The organism is Kaistella sp. SH40-3, from assembly GCF_030686865.1.
Classification (GTDB): domain Bacteria; phylum Bacteroidota; class Bacteroidia; order Flavobacteriales; family Weeksellaceae; genus Kaistella.
In genome coordinates this window covers 136902-154612 of record NZ_JAQYUS010000006.1, presented here as the reverse complement: position 1 = coordinate 154612, position 17711 = coordinate 136902, and the positions used below count along the sequence as shown (strand labels likewise).

14 protein-coding genes are annotated in these 17711 nt (G+C 35.5%); 8 read left to right on the top strand and 6 right to left on the bottom strand.

Going from position 1 to position 17711, the window contains the following annotated elements:
* The first annotated feature begins 35 nt into the window (after positions 1–35).
* From PUH65_RS11205 to apaG, 4 genes are all read left to right on the top strand, one after another.
* Positions 36–2843: a 2-oxoglutarate dehydrogenase E1 component gene (locus PUH65_RS11205; protein WP_305520126.1), complete on the top strand. Its 2808-nt coding sequence runs from the start codon at positions 36–38 to the stop codon at positions 2841–2843.
* A gap of 10 nt (positions 2844–2853) precedes the next feature.
* On the top strand, positions 2854–3420 hold the full coding sequence (locus PUH65_RS11200; protein ID WP_305520088.1) for a hypothetical protein: 567 nt from the start codon (positions 2854–2856) through the stop codon (positions 3418–3420).
* Between the two features lie 26 nt (positions 3421–3446).
* A complete protein-coding gene (odhB, locus tag PUH65_RS11195; protein ID WP_305520087.1) occupies positions 3447–4679 on the top strand; it encodes a 2-oxoglutarate dehydrogenase complex dihydrolipoyllysine-residue succinyltransferase in 1233 nt (410 codons plus the stop codon).
* Between the two features lie 83 nt (positions 4680–4762).
* A complete protein-coding gene (gene apaG / locus PUH65_RS11190; RefSeq protein ID WP_305520086.1) occupies positions 4763–5149 on the top strand; it encodes a Co2+/Mg2+ efflux protein ApaG in 387 nt (128 codons plus the stop codon).
* 13 nt (positions 5150–5162) lie between these two features.
* On the opposite strand, the gene PUH65_RS11185 is transcribed toward apaG, so the two are convergent.
* From PUH65_RS11185 to PUH65_RS11165, 5 genes are read right to left on the bottom strand one after another with little or no spacing between them, the layout of a single operon-like run.
* Positions 5163–5720 (bottom strand): 3'-5' exonuclease, encoded by a 558-nt coding sequence (locus PUH65_RS11185; RefSeq protein WP_305520085.1) that lies wholly within the window; start codon positions 5718–5720, stop codon positions 5163–5165.
* Between the two features lie 39 nt (positions 5721–5759).
* Positions 5760–6527, bottom strand: coding sequence for an alpha/beta hydrolase (locus tag PUH65_RS11180; protein WP_305520084.1), 768 nt, complete (start codon positions 6525–6527; stop codon positions 5760–5762).
* 18 nt (positions 6528–6545) lie between these two features.
* Positions 6546–7412 (bottom strand): alpha/beta hydrolase, encoded by an 867-nt coding sequence (locus tag PUH65_RS11175; protein WP_305520083.1) that lies wholly within the window; start codon positions 7410–7412, stop codon positions 6546–6548.
* A 52-nt stretch (positions 7413–7464) separates the two neighbouring features.
* Positions 7465–8427, bottom strand: a complete 963-nt coding sequence (locus PUH65_RS11170) for a glycosyltransferase family 2 protein (RefSeq protein ID WP_305520082.1) — start codon at positions 8425–8427, stop codon at positions 7465–7467.
* Positions 8428–8466: 39 nt separating this feature from the next.
* Positions 8467–9342, bottom strand: coding sequence for a lysophospholipid acyltransferase family protein (locus PUH65_RS11165; RefSeq protein WP_305520081.1), 876 nt, complete (start codon positions 9340–9342; stop codon positions 8467–8469).
* A gap of 85 nt (positions 9343–9427) precedes the next feature.
* Between PUH65_RS11165 and PUH65_RS11160 the strand changes: the two genes are divergently transcribed.
* A complete protein-coding gene (locus PUH65_RS11160; RefSeq protein ID WP_305520080.1) occupies positions 9428–10018 on the top strand; it encodes a thioredoxin family protein in 591 nt (196 codons plus the stop codon).
* 72 nt (positions 10019–10090) lie between these two features.
* On the opposite strand, the gene PUH65_RS11155 is transcribed toward PUH65_RS11160, so the two are convergent.
* On the bottom strand, positions 10091–11452 hold the full coding sequence (locus PUH65_RS11155) for an aldehyde dehydrogenase (protein ID WP_305520079.1): 1362 nt from the start codon (positions 11450–11452) through the stop codon (positions 10091–10093).
* A gap of 128 nt (positions 11453–11580) precedes the next feature.
* On the opposite strand from PUH65_RS11155, the gene PUH65_RS11150 reads away from it, so the two are divergent.
* The 3 genes from PUH65_RS11150 (at position 11581) to PUH65_RS11140 (ending at position 17685) form a co-directional block, all read left to right on the top strand.
* Complete coding sequence (locus tag PUH65_RS11150; RefSeq protein WP_305520078.1) at positions 11581–12387, top strand: SDR family oxidoreductase; 807 nt, start codon at positions 11581–11583, stop codon at positions 12385–12387.
* Positions 12388–12443: 56 nt separating this feature from the next.
* Positions 12444–13871, top strand: coding sequence for an adenylosuccinate lyase (purB, locus tag PUH65_RS11145; RefSeq protein ID WP_305520077.1), 1428 nt, complete (start codon positions 12444–12446; stop codon positions 13869–13871).
* A 124-nt stretch (positions 13872–13995) separates the two neighbouring features.
* Positions 13996–17685 (top strand): phosphoribosylformylglycinamidine synthase, encoded by a 3690-nt coding sequence (locus PUH65_RS11140; RefSeq protein ID WP_305520076.1) that lies wholly within the window; start codon positions 13996–13998, stop codon positions 17683–17685.
* Positions 17686–17711 lie beyond the last annotated feature (26 nt).

The following is a 17711-nucleotide window of genomic DNA, read 5'->3' as shown; positions in this document are numbered from 1 at the left end:
TCTTTAAATAAAAATAAACAGATAATTTGTAAATGATGGACAAATTTTCATTCCTAAACGCTGCTCATTCGCAGTTAATAGAAGACTTATATCAACAATATTTAAAGTTCCCAGATTCTGTAGAACCTTCCTGGAAAGCATTTTTTCAAGGATTTGATTTTGCATTAGCGGGGTATGGTGATGATTTTGGGGGGAATTCTGAAGCAACCAATGTTTCTGCACCGGCTCAACTGGCAAATAAAGCAGCAGCAAATGGGCAGATTCCAGAGGATATTCAAAAAGAATTTCAGGTTCTAAATTTAATCGAAGCCTACAGACATCGTGGTCATCTTTTTACACACACTAATCCGGTGCGTGACAGAAGACATTACGAACCGACTTTAGATATTGAAAACTTTGGTTTAACTAAAGAAGATCTTACGCGCAAATTTAATTCTGCAACAACTACAGGTCTTGCTACCGCAGTTACATTGCAGGAACTTATAAATCATCTCAACAAGATTTATTGTGAATCAATTGGTGTGGAATACATGCACATTAACAATATTGAAGAACGTAAATTCATTAGAGAATGGTTGCAGGTGAATGAAAATCATCCAAAATTAAATTCTGATGAGAAGGTTGAAATATTAGAAAAACTGAATCAAGCAGTTGCTTTTGAGAATTATCTTCATACCAAATTCGTTGGACAAAAAAGGTTTTCCCTGGAAGGTGGCGAATCATTAATCCCAGCCTTAGATCAATTAATTACCCGTTCATCACAATTAGGTGTTGATGAAGTAGTTTTGGGAATGGCTCACCGTGGAAGATTAAATGTCTTAACCAATATTTTTGGTAAATCATACAAACAGATTTTCTCTGAATTTGAAGGAAAAGAATTTGAAGAAGATGTATTTTCTGGTGACGTAAAATACCACTTGGGTTCTTCTAAAATTATTAAAACAGCCAATGGGGAAGAGGTTTCAATTAATTTAACGCCAAACCCTTCGCATTTAGAAACAGTTGCTGCTTTGGTAGAAGGTATTTGCCGTGCAAAAGTTGATAATAAATATAAAGATTTCAAAAAAGTTTTACCAATCATCATTCATGGTGATGGTGCTATTGCTGGTCAAGGCATCGTGTACGAAGTTGCACAAATGATGACTTTGGAAGGTTATAGAACTGGAGGAACCGTACATATTGTGGTGAATAATCAAGTTTCATTTACTACAAATTATAGAGATGCACGTTCGTCTAACTACTGTACGGATGTTGCTAAAGTAACAGAATCTCCTGTAATGCACGTGAATGCAGATGATGTAGAAGCGGTTGTACATGCGATTCGTTTTGCAGCAGATTTCCGCGCTCAGTTTGGTAAAGATGTTTATATCGATCTTTTAGGATACAGAAAATACGGTCATAATGAAGGTGATGAGCCAAGATTTACGCAGCCGAATTTATACAAAAGAATTTCTAAGCACGCGAATCCAAGAGAGATTTACAAAGAACAATTAATGCAGGAAGGAGTTCTTTCTGATGAGGTTCTGAAGGAAATGGAGGTTTCATTCAAAAAACTTTTAGATGCAGATTATGATGCCTCAAAAGAGATTGCGAAAAACACCATGGATCTTTTTATGGCAGATTATTGGAAAGATTTACCAATGTCTGCAAAAGGAGCAGTTCTTAATCCAGTGAATACCAAATTCGACGCGAAGGAATTAAAAGAATTGGCAATCAGAATGTCAACTTTGCCAAGCGATAAAAAATTCATTACTAAAGTAACCCGTCTTTTTGAGAACAGAATCAAAGCAATCGAAGGAAATACTTTGGACTGGGCTTTGGGTGAGTGGTTGGCTTATGCAACTTTGCTTACGGAAGGTCACAATATCAGAATTTCTGGTGAAGATGTTGAAAGAGGAACCTTCTCCCACCGTCACGCTTTAGTGAAAACGGAAGATACCGAAGAAGAATATATCCCATTACGACATATTAGCGAAAATCGTTTCGATATTTATAACTCGCACCTTTCAGAATATGGAGTGCTAGGATTCGATTATGGTTACGCCATGGCTTCACCAAACACTTTAACAATTTGGGAAGCGCAGTTTGGAGATTTCGTAAATGGTGCACAAATCATTATCGACCAATATTTGGTCGCTGCTGAAGAGAAATGGAAAATCCAAGCAGGTTTGGTAATGCTTCTTCCACATGGTTTTGAAGGCCAGGGAGCAGAGCATTCTTCAGCAAGATTAGAAAGATTCTTAGGACTTTGTGCCAATGAAAATATGGTGGTTGCCAATGCGACAACTCCAGCGAATTACTTCCATTTGTTAAGACGACAAATGAAATGGAACTTCAGAAAACCATTAGTAGTAATGACTCCAAAATCATTATTGCGTCACCCGAAAGTAATTTCAACAATAGAAGATTTGGCAACTGGACAATTCCAGCCGATCATCGATGATGTTACTGCTGATGAAACTAAGATTGAAAAATTAGTTCTTTGTTCTGGTAAAATTTATTATGAACTTTTGGCTAAAAAAGAAGAATTGAACTGCGAAAATATTGCGCTTGTTCGAATGGAACAATTGTATCCACTTCAGCAAGATAAGATTGATGAGATTTTTGCGAAATATAGCAACAGAAAACAATTACTTTGGGTTCAGGAGGAACCAGAGAATATGGGAGCTTGGGGTTATATCTTAAGAAATTTCCGTGATACAGGAATTCAGGTTATTGCTGCTGTACCAAGTGGTTCGCCAGCGCCAGGAAGTCATAAAATGTTTGAGAAAAATCAAAATAGCGTAATCAACAGAGTTTTTGATAGAAATGATGAGCCTGCAAAAAGACCTGTTACGGCTTAAAATTTTCAAGATGAGAAAAGTGCTTTTATTTTTGTGCATTTCATTTTCTGTATTGAATTTTTCCCAGAATATCAAAGGTGATATTGAAAATCAATTTAGAGAATACAGCGTATTAATAGAGAATAAAAACTTTGATAAAGCGCTGGATAAGTATGGAAATGAAGATTATTTTAAAATCTTTCCTAAAGAACAAGTGGTTGCTTTAATGAATCAAATGTTTAATTCACAGGATGTTGAAGTTAAAATTTATCAACCACAAGAACTTGTAATTGGTGAAGAAATTATTAAACAAAACAATAATTCTTTCCTTAAACTGACTTACAGACAAAACCTGGACATGAAATTTAATGTGCCCGGAGTTAAGCCAGAAAAACTGCTTTCGGCATTACGGTCAGAATTTGGACCTAATCAAGTGAGTTATGATGAAAGTACGAGAGTCTTTGAAATTAAAACAGTAAAAGAGACAATAGCGAATTCTTCAGATTTAAAAAATTGGAAATTCACTGTTATCGAGAAAAAACAAATCCCGATTTTGATACAGTTTATTCCAGAATCATTATTAAGATCAATAAATTAATAAACAAAAAATAAAAAATATATCCGATGTCAATATTAGAAATGAAAGTCCCATCTCCGGGAGAATCCATCACAGAAGTTGAAATCGCGACGTGGTTAGTAAAAGACGGCGATTATGTAGAGAAAGATCAACCCATCGCGGAAGTAGATTCTGATAAAGCAACCCTTGAGTTACCTGCTGAAGAAAGCGGAACCATCACGTTAAAAGCGGAAGAAGGTGAAGTGGTAGAAGTTGGTCAAGTGGTATGTTTAATTGATACTTCTGCTTCAAAGCCTGAAGGTTCGGCTCCTGCAAAAGCAGAAGTTAAAGCAGCAGAGCCAGCAAAAGTAGAAGCACCGAAAGCAGAAGCAAAACCGGCAACCAGTGCGACTTACGCAACAGGAACTCCTTCACCAGCGGCTAAGAAAATTTTAGACGAAAAAGGAATTGATGCTACTCAAGTAAGTGGTTCTGGCAAAGATGGTAGAATTACTAAACAGGACGCTGATGTAGCCTCCGTTGCAGCAATGGGATCAATCTCTTCTACAAGTGGTTCTAGAGGTTCTAGCACAACGAAACTTTCTGTTTTAAGAAGAAAAGTTGCTGCAAGATTGGTAATGGTTAAAAATGAAACGGCGATGTTGACTACTTTTAATGAAGTAGATATGTCGGAAATTTTCAGAATCAGAAAACAATACAAAGAAGAATTTGCACAGAAACACGGCGTTGGATTAGGATTTATGTCATTCTTTACCAAAGCAGTTACCCGAGCATTAAAATTATATCCAGATGTAAATGCATCTATTGATGGAGATTATAAAATCAATTATGATTTCTGCGATATTTCAATTGCGGTTTCGGGTCCAAAAGGATTGATGGTACCAGTGTTGAGAAATGCAGAAGATATGTCATTCCGTGGTGTTGAAAGTAATATTAAATCTTTGGCAGAAAGAGTAAGAGACGGTAAAATTACCGTTGATGAAATGACTGGTGGTACATTTACTATAACTAATGGTGGTACTTTCGGATCAATGATGTCTACGCCAATTATCAACCCGCCACAATCTGCGATTTTAGGAATGCACAACATTCTTCAAAGACCGATGGCAATTGATGGACAGGTAGTTATTCGCCCAATGATGTACGTTGCGTTGTCGTATGATCACAGAATTATCGATGGTAAAGAATCTGTCGGATTCCTTGTTGCTGTTAAAGAAGCGATCGACAATCCAGTAGAATTTTTATTGGGAGGTGACGAGAGAAAAGGATTGGAACTTTAATCATAATTATAGATTTTCAGTAATAATATAAATCCCGTCTAAAAAGGCGGGATTTTTGTATCTACATTTTTAAAATATTTGTGATGATTTCTACAACTACTTTCGATATTAAGGTTTCTGTTATTCCTCAATATGATATCAAAAACAGTTTTCCTGCAGATAATCGTTTCGTTTTTCGGTATAATATCAGCATCGAAAATTTAGGAAGAGATGCTATTCAACTTTTGAGCAGAAAATGGTTGATTTTTGATCTAGGATTTGGTTTTACTGAAGTGGCTGGCGATGGCGTTATTGGTTTAACACCAGTTATTGAACCCGGTGAAAATTTCACCTATTTTTCTAACGTTTTACTTCGCTCTGGAGTTGGGAATATGCAGGGAATTTATTTCTGCAAGAATCTTCTAACCAATGAAACTTTAGAAGTAGAAGTTCCTAAATTTAATTTAGTTTCAGAAGTTCTGAGTAACTAGAAGAACTTATTTTTTATAGTATTTTCAAATTCTTCTTCATCACTTCATTTACTTCTTCATTTCTCGTTAACATCAACCTTTCAAATGCTAATAGTGAAATTTTTGCACAAACTTCTGCATCAGCACCTGCTCTGTGGTGATTAAATTGTATATTATGCTGTTCTGCCAAACTCTTCAATCCGTATTTCGGTAAACCTTTCCAGGATTTTTTAGCAATAGAAATACTGCATAAATAATTCATTTTTGGTTTAAAGAAGCCGTAATGATCCAAACAACTGCGCAAAACTCCGGCATCGAAACCAGCGTTGTGAGCAATCATTAAATTTCCGTACATCAAATCCTGGGCTTCATGCCAAATCTCATCAAAGGTCGGCGCATCCTGAACTTCTTTTGGAGTAATTCCGTGAACTGCAATATTGAATGGATTAAAATAAGGATAACTTGGTGGTTTAATGAGCCAGGTTTTCGTAGTTACAATTTTGCCATTTTCAACCACACAAATTCCCATTTCGCAAGCGGAATTTCTATCAGAAGTTGCAGTTTCAAAATCGATGGCGCAGAAATTAATCATTGGAATGTATCATTTTTTTTAAGACCTCAATAGTACAATTTATTTTAGAATTTTTTTGAGTTCCTCTACGAATTCTTTATAATTAATTAAATCATCATGGGTCGCTCCAGAAATTTCAATAAATTTCTTCTCAATTTTTGGCTGTGCTTTTTTGAAAACTTCAAAAAGTTTCTTGCCTGATTTTAGAGGAACTATTTTGTCTTTTGTACCATGAAAATGATAAAGTGGACTTTCTACTTTTATAATATTTTCATTTGATAAGAAGTGATAAGTCATCGTTGGTGAAACTTTATCAGTAACTTTTTTTGGCAGCCATCGGTTTACAATATCTTGTAAATTAAAAAAAGTAGCTTCTAAAATAACAGCTTTGGGATGGTTTTCGGCAGCAATTTTAACCGCAAAAGATCCGCCCAAACTTCTTCCATAAACAATTGTGTTTTCTTCCCCATAATGATTCTTCGCAAAATCATAAAAAAACTGTGCGTCGGAATAAAGGTAATCCTCATTTCTAGGACCAGAACTTTTCCCGTAGCCACGGTAATCCATTACCAAAACATCGTAACCGAAGTGGGTGTATTCATGCGCGATTTTACCCCAGCGTAGAAGGTTATCCGAATTTCCGTGAAAATAAGCAATTACGCCTTTTGGATTTTTAATTTTAAAATGAAGAACATCTATTTTTCCTTCATAAGGGGTTTCCCATAAGTATTCCTCGAAGTTTTGACCAAAATCAAATTCATGATTCTCGGGTAAAACTACTGGTAAAAAAACTACTTTTTCCTGAAGATATTTTAGAAGTTCAGACATGGCGTAAATGTAAGAAAACTATCCTTTTCGATGGGAATACCCCAAACTTGTTTGATCTGCATCAATGAAAATTTTTCGCTCTTCGAAAATTTCTTCCATTACGCGGTGGTATTCTTCAAACTGATGAATGTCGATATGGCCTGCTCTTAAAATAATGTACAATCTCGTCAAATCAGGATTGATTTCAGAGAGATCAATTGCTGTGTTGATGGGAACCAGTCGATCATCGCTTCCATGAATAATTTTAATAGGACAGCGAACATTTTTTAAATACTGAAAAGTTGGAATGTTATACCGTAAAAATGGTTTTGCTGGCATGAAAGGTAAATATCGATGAATCGTTCTTAGTAATGAATACAACGGTGAAGTCAGAATTAATAAACGTGGATTATTTTTCGAAGCCAACCTCGCTGCAAATCCAGCGCCGAGCGAACGACCATAAACGATAATTTTATCTTCGCTGAATTCTCTTTTAACAATATCGTAAATGAACTGCGAATCTCTTTTCATGGCTTCAACCGTTCTTTTGCCTATACTTTTACCGAATCCGCGATAATCCATCATTACAACTTCATAACCTAATCGGGTAAAATCGATGGCGAATTTCCCCCAACCTTTAATACTTTTCGTATTCCCTTTTAGATAAATGACAACCCCTTTTGGATCATCAACCTGAAAATGAAGATAACTGATGTGAGCCCCTTTTTCTGTTTCTACAAATTTCTCCTCCGCTTTTAGATTTTCGTAAGCAAACTTGAAATCTCCCGGAAGTTTTTCTGGTTGAAAGAAAAATTTATGTTGAAAAAAATAAATGAAGATACCCAGAACGAGAATAACCACCACAATGATGGCAACAATCAAGTAGATATCCGTTTTTATATTCATAACATAAAAGTAGATAAATTTAACTCAAGAATATCTAAAGGTGGACGATAAATTAGAGAAAGTTCTTAAAGACTAACCATTTTGCCTGGTAGAAATCTTTAATTTGGCTTTTTTGACGAAGTTTAACTGTTTGTGGAATCTGTGCATAAAATGAGAAATGTGCTCGGATCACAGCCCAGAAATGAGATATTCCATTTTTGTAACCGAAATAAATTCCAGCGAATCCGTCTAATACCAAACGAAAGGGAATTAGCCAAAGTAAAGTAGAAAGTGGCGTGTTCTTTAAAATCATCGAAAAATTATTTCGAATATTCAAAAAAGTTTTCTGTGGACTTTGTTTATTTAATGTTCCGCCGCCGACATGGTAAACCGTTGATTTTCCGGTATAGAATATTTTCTTGCCGTCATTTTTCAAGCGCCAGCACAAATCGATTTCTTCCTGATGTGCAAAGAATCTGGCATCAAATCCATTTTCTGCCCAGAAATCTTTAGACCGAATAAAAAAGCAACATCCCGAAGCCCAGAAAATTTCGACTTCATCATTATATTGTCCTTGATCTTCTTCAATCTTTTCAAAAACTCTTCCTCTGCAATAAGGATAACCAAGATTATCAATTAATCCTCCGCCAGCTCCAGCAAATTCGAAATGATTTCTTTTATTAAAATCGATTATTTTAGGTTGAACTGCTGCGATAGTTGAATCGCTTTTAAATAAATTAAAAACAGGGGCAATCCAGTTCTCAGTAACTTCTACATCGGAGTTTAAAAGACAATAGAATTCGTGGTTTATCTGTTTTAAACCTTCATTATAACCGCCAGCAAAACCGTGGTTTTTTTCGTTCTGAACGACTTTAACATTTGGGAACGTTTCCTTTAAAAAAGAAATAGAATTATCAGTTGAAGCATTATCAATAATATAAAGAACTGCATTTTTGGAATGTTGAATAACGTTGGGAAGAAATTTTTCTAACCAATTTTTACCATTCCAGTTGAGTATGACAATTGCTAAATCCAATATTATAAATGCTAAATATTATTAAAGAAAATTTGGAATTTATTCTCCCATCACTTTTATAGCGTGCTGATATTTCCATCTTCTGTGTGACCAAAGATAATTATCTGGCCTTTTATTAATGGTGTTTTCCAGCAGTTGATGGAATTTTTTCACGACTTCGTGTTCTACGAATTTTTCTCCGTCAGGCTGAATTCTGTAATAGTTGATTTGATAATAGCCGCGTTTTACTTTTTTCATATCACAATAAACGAATACTAAATCCATTCTTGTAGAAAGTTTATCGTAACCTACGAAAACGGGCGTTTTTTGATTTAGAAAATTTAATCCATAAGTAACTTCTGAAACATGAGGCGTTTGATCTGCAACAAAAAGATATACCGAATTTCCATCATTAGGATTTCTGAAAATATGACGTACAACCTCTTTTGCTTCTAAAGGTTGATTTCCAAATCGGGTTCTTAACTCTTTAATTTTTGTTTCCCAAAAACCACTCTGAACTTTTCGATAAACCGGATGACTGTTTTCTTGCGGAATTGCTTCTGCTAGGGCATTAAACCACTCCCAATTAAAAACATGTCCCGCCAAGAGAATGATGTTTTTATTTTCTTCTTTCGCTTCTTTAAAAACATCCTGGTTTATATGTTGAACCCTAACCCGTAATTCATTAGAAGAAACGGTAAACGATTTAAGCGTTTCTACAATATAATCGCAAAAATTAATGTAGAATTTTTTCTCTATTTTTCTCAATTCAGCAGGTGTTTTTTCAGGGAAAGAGTTTTGAAGATTTTCAAGAACCACTTTTCTACGATAGCCAACAAGGTGATAGATCACAAAAAAAATGAAATCTGAAGACAGGTACAAAACGCGCAAAGGAAGTTTTGAAAAAAGAAGAAAGATTTTAAATATAAAGTTCATAGGTTGATTGCAAATTTAATGATAATAAACTTTACTGTTGGCTCTAAATTTGTTAATTTGCGTAGATTAATTTGAAATCTTAAAAATGAAAAATACCCCGTTTAGAATTTTAGCTCTTTCTGCATTGTTGATTACAACTTTGGCGTGTTCTCAAAAAACAGAAAATATCAAAACCAATGAAGTGAAAACTGCGAATACAGTTTCGGTAGAAGTTGATAGTGCAGCGGTTTTAGAAGCGAAGAAAAAAGTAGCAACTGAAGAAAAAGCCAAATTGCCGAAACCTTATAACGATAAGGAAAATGCAGAGGCAAAGATTGCAGAACTAGTTAAACAAGCCCAAGCAGAAAATAAAAATATTATTTTACAAGCTGGTGGAAACTGGTGCATTTGGTGTTTAAGATTTAATCAGTTTGTACAGACTACACCTGAATTGAAAAACATCATTGATGAAAATTATTTGTATTATCACTTGAATTATTCACCGGAAAATAAAAATGAAAAAGTTTTTGCTAAATATGATAATCCCGGTGCAAAATTTGGTTATCCGGTTTTCATCGTTTTAGATAAAAACGGAAAAATGATTCATACGCAAGATAGTGCGGTTTTAGAAGAAGGAAAAGGGTATAGTACAGAAAAAGTAAAAGCATTCTTTCAAGAATGGGCTCCGAAATCATAAAGTAAAAAAGTCTCGTCAGTATTTGACGAGACTTTTTTTATATTCTGTTGCGACTTTGCGTTGATAAATGTTTTATAAAAGTTTCTTAATCCAATTCAGTTTTTTGTCTGTGTATGGAGGGTATTTCAAATCAGGTTCTCCCCAAGTTGCACGGTCTAAAATTGCCTTCTGATGAGAAAATGCTTCGAAACCAAATTTCCCGTGATAGTTTCCAATCCCGGAATTCCCAACACCACCAAATGGAAGGTAGTCATTGCTCAAATGCATCACAACATCGTTGATACAACCGCCACCAAAAGATATTTTAGAAATAAAATGTTCTTTTTCTTCTGAACTGTCGGAAAATAAATAAGCGGATAACGGTTTTTCTCCTTTTTCAATTTGAAGAAGCGCTTCGTTAAAATTTTTGAATGTTAAAACCGGTAGGATTGGACCGAAAATTTCTTCCTGCATTACGGCGTCATTCCAAGTAACGTTATTTAAAATTGTCGGTTCAATATATCTTGTGAAGGAATCGGTTTTTCCACCAAAAAATATTTTATCGGGGTCAATTAATTTAACCAAACGATTATAATTTCTTTCATTAATAATTCTGGTGTAATGTTCAGAGTCCGGCTGATAATTGAATTTTTGAATATAGGATTTTAAAGAATCCAGAAAACTGTCTTTTACGTTTTCATCAACCAAAATATAATCCGGTGCTACACAAGTTTGTCCGGCGTTCAGAAATTTTCCCCAAACAATTCTTTTGGCAGCAATTTCAAAATTGGCAGATGAAGTTACAATAGCAGGACTTTTCCCACCTAATTCTAAGGTTACGGGAGTTAAATGTTTGGCTGCGGCTTCATAAACGATTTGCCCAACTTTCGGACTTCCTGTAAAAAATATTTTGTCGAATTTTAATTTTAAAATTTCTGTTATTTCTTCTACGCCACCTTCTGCAACGTATAAATATTCTTTCGGGAAATTTTCATTAATGATTTTTGCCATTGCTTTCATAGAATTCTCAGCCACTTCACTAGGCTTCAAAATACAGGTGTTTCCAGCGGCTAAAGCAGCAACTACAGGAGAAAGCGAAAGTTGGTAAGGATAATTCCACGCTCCAATCACCAAAGTGCAGCCAAGTGGTTCCGGATGAATTTTGCTTGAACCCAATTGATTAGCGATGTTTGTACGTACCTTTTTGGGTTTTGCTAAAGAATTTAGATTTTTAAGATAATAATCGATGTCTTTAATGACAAATGAAATCTCCGTAGTAAAAGTGTCGAATTTTGATTTTCCAAAATCCTCATAAATGGCTTTATATAAAAGATCTTCATTTTTAATGATAACTTCTTTCAATTTTTCCAGATAAATTTTTCTGAATTTCAGACTTTTTGTTTTCTGACTGTTAAATAATTCACGTTGTTCGGTTAATATATCTTGAAAATTCATTACTTTTATTTATTAAAATTAGGGGTGTAATATGCACTGCATTGCGAATATTACAGTGTTTGCATCAAATTCACAGCAAGTTTTAATCCAAACAAATTTAACTTAAAAATAATTTACATCTTTACGAAATGGATTTTAAAAATAAAATAGTTCTTATCACTGGCGGCTGTTCCGGAATCGGAAAAATTATGGGTCGAAAATCTCTGGAAAGAGGTTGCTCTAAATTAATCATTTGGGATATTAACGAAGAAGGTTTAGCGCATACTAAATCAGAATTTTCCAAATTGGGTGGTGAAATTTTTACTTATAAAGTGGATGTGTCTAATCTTGATGACATTAAAATCAATGCGCAACAGGTCAGAACCGAAGTTGGTTCTGTTGATGTTTTGATTAATAACGCTGGAATTGTGGTCGGAAAATATTTCCATGAACATACGCACGAGCAGATTGATAAAAGCATGTCCATCAATTCAAATGCACCCATGCATCTTACACTGGAGTTTTTACCGGGAATGATTGCAAAGAATTCTGGAGCAATTTGCAATATTGCTTCTTCTGCCGGCTTGATTTCCAATCCGAAGATGTCGGTTTATGCGGCCTCAAAGTGGGCAGCAATTGGCTGGGGTGATAGTGTTCGCCTCGAAATGAGACAGTTAAAGAAAAATATTTCGGTGACGACCATTATGCCTTTCTTCATTAATACAGGAATGTTTGATGGCGTCAAGTCGAAAGTGCTTCCGATTTTAGAACCGGAAAAAACATCTGAACGAATTATTAAAGCAATCGAGAACGAAACGAAAATGTTGGCAATGCCGCTTCCATATTGGTTTATTCGTTTTTCGCAAGGAATTTTACCGATCCCCGCGTTTGATTGGGTGATGGAAAATGTTTTTGGAATTTACGACACCATGAAGGAATTTACAGGCAGAAAATAAATTTTAAGGCTCAAAAATTTTACTTAAATTTGTGCAAGTAAAAAGTAAAAGAAAGAATGAATTCCTACAAAAACCCTCTTGAAGAACGCTATTCAAGTGAGGAAATGCTCTATAATTTCTCTCCCAACAACAAGTTCAGAAACTGGAGAAAATTATGGATCGCCTTAGCCGAAATCGAAAAAGATTTAGGTTTAGATATTTCCGATGAGCAAATCGCACAACTCAAAGAAAACGCTGAAGACATTGATTATGTGAAGGCTGCTGAATACGAGAAGAAATTCCGTCACGACGTGATGGCGCATGTTCACACGTATGGCGACGCTGCTCCTTTAGCAAAAGGAATCATTCATCTTGGCGCCACTTCGGCTTTTGTTGGCGATAATACCGATTTGATTCAGATGCGCGATGGTCTTTTGTTGCTCAGAAAACAATTGGTCAATGTGATGAAAAATTTGGCTGATTTCGCTATTCAATATAAAGATTTGCCAACTTTAGGTTTTACGCATTATCAACCGGCACAATTGACTACTGTTGGAAAACGGGCAACTTTATGGTTACAGTCTTTGGTTTTAGATTTTGAAGAATTAGAATTTTTCATTGAAACTTTAAGATTTAGAGGTGTAAAAGGAACAACCGGAACTGCCGCAAGTTTCTTAGAGTTATTCGATGGTGATTATTCCAAAGTAAAACATTTAGATAAACAACTTTCGAAGCGTTTTGGTTTCGATAAAGTGTTTGGAGTTTCCGGACAAACTTACGATCGTAAAATTGATGCAAAAGTTGTTGCTTTACTTTCTAATATTGCACAATCTGCACATAAATTCACCAACGATTTAAGACTTCTTCAGAATTTAAAAGAAATTGAAGAACCTTTCGAAAAGAATCAGATTGGATCTTCTGCGATGGCTTACAAACGAAATCCAATGCGTTCGGAAAGAATCGGAGCCTTGGCAAAATTTGTGATGTCACTTTCTACAAGTTCCGCAATGGTCGCTTCCACACAATGGTTTGAGAGAACTTTGGATGATTCTGCCAATAAGCGATTGACTATTCCCCAGGCGTTTCTTTCAGTTGATGCTATTCTGATGATCTGGAATAATATCATGAACGGAATCGTGGTTTACGAAAATAGAATTCAGAAACATATTATGGATGAACTTCCATTTATGGCGACCGAATATATTATTATGGAAGAAGTGAAGGCCGGCGGTGACCGTCAGGAAATTCACGAAACCATCCGTGTTCATTCCATGGAAGCGAGTAAAAAAGTTAAAGAGGAAGGAAAAGAAAATGATTTAATTGCCAGAATCATGAACGACACTTCCTTAAAAATGGATAAATCAAAAATTAGAGAAGTGCTCGACCCGAAAAACTTTATCGGATTCGCGCCGATTCAGACGCAGGAGTTTATTGAAAATGAGGTAAATCCAATTCTGCAAAAGTATGCCGACCTAATCGGGTTAAAAGCCGACCTTAAAGTATAAATTATTAATGCAGTCTTTTTGGCTGCATTTTTTTTATAGTTTTATCAATTAAATGAATCTTATAAAGTCCTGAAAGGACGCTTTAATAAAGAATAGGATAAAATCTTATTTATAAAAATTAAAAATGAAAAAAAGAATCTTCGTAGAAAAAAAAGGAATTTTCGATGTTGAAAGTCCGCAGGTTTTTAATGAAATAAAAAATATTGTTCCGACTATTAAAGATGTTAAAGTCTATAATGTTTATGATGTTTTTGGTGTTAATGATAATGAGTTTTCAAAAGTCATCAACAGTACTTTTGTAGATCCGGTGACCGATATTTTGCATGAAGAAAATCCGGCGAAAAGCACTCATTTCGCGACCGAATATTTACCTGGACAATATGATCAGCGTGCAGATTCAGCACAACAGTGTATTGTCTTATTAACTGAAAATGAGAACGGTAAAGTAAGAAGTGGAAAACTCGTCGAATTATTCGGAGTTTCTGAATCTGACGTAGAAACCATTAAAAATCATTTAATTAATAAAGTTGAATCTCAGGTTAAAGATTTATCAAAATTAGAAATTCCAGCAGAGGAATCTCCAGATCCAGTTATTGTTCATGAAGGTTTCACCGATTTTTCTGCGGAAGAATTAAAAGCGTTTTACGACAACCATGGTTTTGCTTTGGATATTGATGATTTAGAATTTATTCAAAATTATTTTAAAACAGAAAATAGAAATCCAACAGAAACGGAACTTAAAGTTCTGGATACGTATTGGAGCGACCATTGCCGACACACAACTTTTGAAACTGAATTGACTGATATTCAGTTTAATGATTCTTTTAAGTCGACTTTAAAAACGATTTTTAATGATTATTTAGAAAAGAGAAAATTCTTGGGCCGTGAAGCGAAACCAGTTTCTTTGATGGATTTGGCTACGGTTTGCGCAAGATATTTTCATAAGACAGGTAAATTGGAAAACCTGGTTGTTTCCGATGAAATAAATGCCTGTACGATTGAAATAGAAGCAGAATTCGACGGTAAGAAAGAACCATGGTATCTGTTATTTAAAAATGAAACCCATAATCACCCAACTGAAATTGAACCTTTTGGTGGTGCCTCAACTTGTTTAGGTGGTGCAATTCGTGATCCTTTGTCCGGACGTGCTTTCGTGTATCAGGCGATGCGTTTGTCCGGAGCCGCGAATGTTTTAGAACCGATTTCTGAAACTTTAGCGGGAAAACTTCCACAACGTACAATTACGAAACAAGCCGCAAACGGTTATTCTTCTTATGGAAATCAAATTGGTTTAGCCACGACTTCGGTGAATGAAATTTACCACGATGGCTACAAAGCAAAACGAATGGAAGTTGGTTTTGTCGTTGGTGCCGTTAAAAAAGATTGGGTAAAAAGAGAGCAGCCTCAAAATGGTGATCTTGTTATTTTATTAGGTGGCGCAACCGGAAGAGATGGAGTTGGTGGCGCAAGTGGAAGTTCTAAAGTGCAGGATGAAACCTCGATTCATACTTTGTCAACCGAGGTTCAGAAAGGAAATGCTGTTGAAGAACGTAAAATTCAAAGACTCTTTAGGAATCCAGAAGTCACGACTTTAATTAAAAAATCAAATGATTTTGGAGCAGGTGGAGTTTCAGTTGCGATTGGCGAAATTGCTGATTCACTGGAAATTAACCTCGATATCCTTCCTTTAAAATATGAAGGTTTAAATGGAACTGAACTTGCGATTTCTGAATCCCAGGAAAGAATGGCAGTTGTCATTGAAGCGAAAGACAAAGAAAAGTTCATCAGGTTCTGTGAAAAAGAAAATATAAAAGCCGTTGAAGTTGCGAAAGTAACGGACTCTGGCAGAATGCAAATGTTCTGGCAAGGAAATAAAATCGTTGATTTAAGCCGAGCATTTTTAGATACCAATGGTTGTGCGAAAATGCAGCATGCTGAAGTTTCACACTTGCAACCTGTTGAAAATCAAATTATAAAATTCAGTGAAGAGAATTTCTTAAAGATTCTTTCCGATAAAAATGTCGCTTCCCAAAAAGGATTGGCTGAAATGTTCGATGCTTCTGTTGGTGGAACTTCTGTGGCCATGCCGTTTGGCGGAAAACATCAGTTGACCGAAATGGAAGGAAGCGTGCAAACGCTACCGATTTTAAACGCTAAAAATATCGAAACGGTTTCTTTGGCAAGTTGGGGATTTGATGCCGAAATATCGTCTCAAAACTCTTTGGTTGGCGCTGCGAATGCTGTTGTTGAAAGTGTTGCGAAGATTGTTGCGATGGGTGGTGCTTATAAAAACATCCGTTTGAGTTTCCAGGAGTATTTTGAGAAGTTAGGAAATCAGCCGGAGAAGTGGGGAAAACCATTGGCTTCTTTACTTGGTGCGTATGATGCGCAGATGAATTTCGAATTGGCTGCGATTGGTGGTAAAGATTCCATGAGTGGAAGTTTCCAGGATATTCATGTTCCACCGACCTTGATTTCGTTTGCTTGTGCGAACGGAGAAAAGGCAACTATCATTTCACCGGAGTTTAAAAAAGCCGGAAATAAATTGTACTTGTTCAACCATATTTCGCAAGAAAATGGAATGCCGAATTACGGAGATCTGAAACAGATCTTTGATTTTATATTTGAAAATATTAAGTCGAAAAAGATCGTTTCGGTGAAGACGATTAAAGAGGGTGGAGTTGCAGTTGCTCTTGCGAAAATGAGTTTTGGTAATCATCTTGGAGCGGAAATTAAAGTAGATGAAGATTTGCTTTTAACAAACAATATTGGAAGTTTAATCATCGAAAGTTCAGAGGTTTTAGAAAATGATTTACTTCAAGTTATTGGTGAAGTTAAAAATTCAAATATATTGAAAATCAGTGGTTTTGAATTTAATATCGAAAAATTACTTGAAGTATGGAAAGGGACTTTTGAAGAACTTTTTCCAACCAAAGAAAAAGCGAAAGTGGTTGTTGAAATTGATTCAAAATTGAATTCAATTCAGCCGCGAACGATTCATATCTTAAAACACAATTTAGCGAAACCGAAAGTTTTTGCACCGATTTTCCCAGGAACAAATTGTGAATATGAAACTCAAAATGCGTTTAGAAAAGAAGGCGCTGAAGTTTCAGGGTTACCCTTAATTAATCTCAATCACCAACTTTTAAATGAAAGTTTGGATGCCTGGATTTCGGAAATTAATCAGTCCCAAATTTTAGTTTTATCGGGTGGTTTTTCTGCCGGAGATGAACCCGATGGTTCGGCAAAATTCATCGTCAATGTTTTGAAAAATGAGAAGATGAAAAATGCAGTTCGTCAATTATTGGAACGCGACGGAATGATTCTCGGAATCTGTAATGGTTTCCAAGCCTTGGTGAAATCTGGATTGTTGCCTTATGGTGAGATTCGGGATTTAGATGCAGATTCACCGACTTTAGCACACAATGCAATCGGTCGTCACATTTCTCAAATGGTTGATGTGAAAGTCATCAATGACGATTCGCCTTGGTTAAAAGGAATGAAAGATCAAGTCTTCACGATTCCGATTTCGCACGGTGAAGGTCGTTTTATGGCTTCAGAAAAGGTGATTCAGGAATTGTACGAAAACGGTCAGATTGCAACACAATACATTGATCACGATGGAAAGGTTGCACACGGAATGCCATTCAATCCAAATAACTCTTTATTCGGTGTTGAAGGAATCACTTCAAAATCTGGAAAAATATTTGGAAGAATGGGACATCCGGAACGTTTTGCTGAAGGGTTAATGAAAAATATTCCAACTGCGAATTATCACAATATCTTTAAAAACGGAGTTGAGTATTTTAAATAAATAGAAAATTTAATTATAAGTCAATT

What these genes read in the sequence shown, in the direction of transcription:
- PUH65_RS11185 (WP_305520085.1), bottom strand. Translation starts at nt 5,720, where the DNA reads ATGATTAATTTCTGCGCCATCGATTTTGAAACTGCAACTTCTGATAGA.
- PUH65_RS11205 (WP_305520126.1), top strand. Translation starts at nt 36, where the DNA reads ATGGACAAATTTTCATTCCTAAACGCTGCTCATTCGCAGTTAATAGAA.
- odhB (WP_305520087.1), top strand. Translation starts at nt 3,447, where the DNA reads ATGTCAATATTAGAAATGAAAGTCCCATCTCCGGGAGAATCCATCACA.
- PUH65_RS11175 (WP_305520083.1), bottom strand. Translation starts at nt 7,412, where the DNA reads ATGAATATAAAAACGGATATCTACTTGATTGTTGCCATCATTGTGGTG.
- PUH65_RS11155 (WP_305520079.1), bottom strand. Translation starts at nt 11,452, where the DNA reads ATGAATTTTCAAGATATATTAACCGAACAACGTGAATTATTTAACAGT.
- PUH65_RS11150 (WP_305520078.1), top strand. Translation starts at nt 11,581, where the DNA reads ATGGATTTTAAAAATAAAATAGTTCTTATCACTGGCGGCTGTTCCGGA.
- apaG (WP_305520086.1), top strand. Translation starts at nt 4,763, where the DNA reads ATGATTTCTACAACTACTTTCGATATTAAGGTTTCTGTTATTCCTCAA.
- PUH65_RS11180 (WP_305520084.1), bottom strand. Translation starts at nt 6,527, where the DNA reads ATGTCTGAACTTCTAAAATATCTTCAGGAAAAAGTAGTTTTTTTACCA.
- PUH65_RS11140 (WP_305520076.1), top strand. Translation starts at nt 13,996, where the DNA reads ATGAAAAAAAGAATCTTCGTAGAAAAAAAAGGAATTTTCGATGTTGAA.
- PUH65_RS11200 (WP_305520088.1), top strand. Translation starts at nt 2,854, where the DNA reads ATGAGAAAAGTGCTTTTATTTTTGTGCATTTCATTTTCTGTATTGAAT.
- PUH65_RS11165 (WP_305520081.1), bottom strand. Translation starts at nt 9,342, where the DNA reads ATGAACTTTATATTTAAAATCTTTCTTCTTTTTTCAAAACTTCCTTTG.
- purB (WP_305520077.1), top strand. Translation starts at nt 12,444, where the DNA reads ATGAATTCCTACAAAAACCCTCTTGAAGAACGCTATTCAAGTGAGGAA.
- PUH65_RS11160 (WP_305520080.1), top strand. Translation starts at nt 9,428, where the DNA reads ATGAAAAATACCCCGTTTAGAATTTTAGCTCTTTCTGCATTGTTGATT.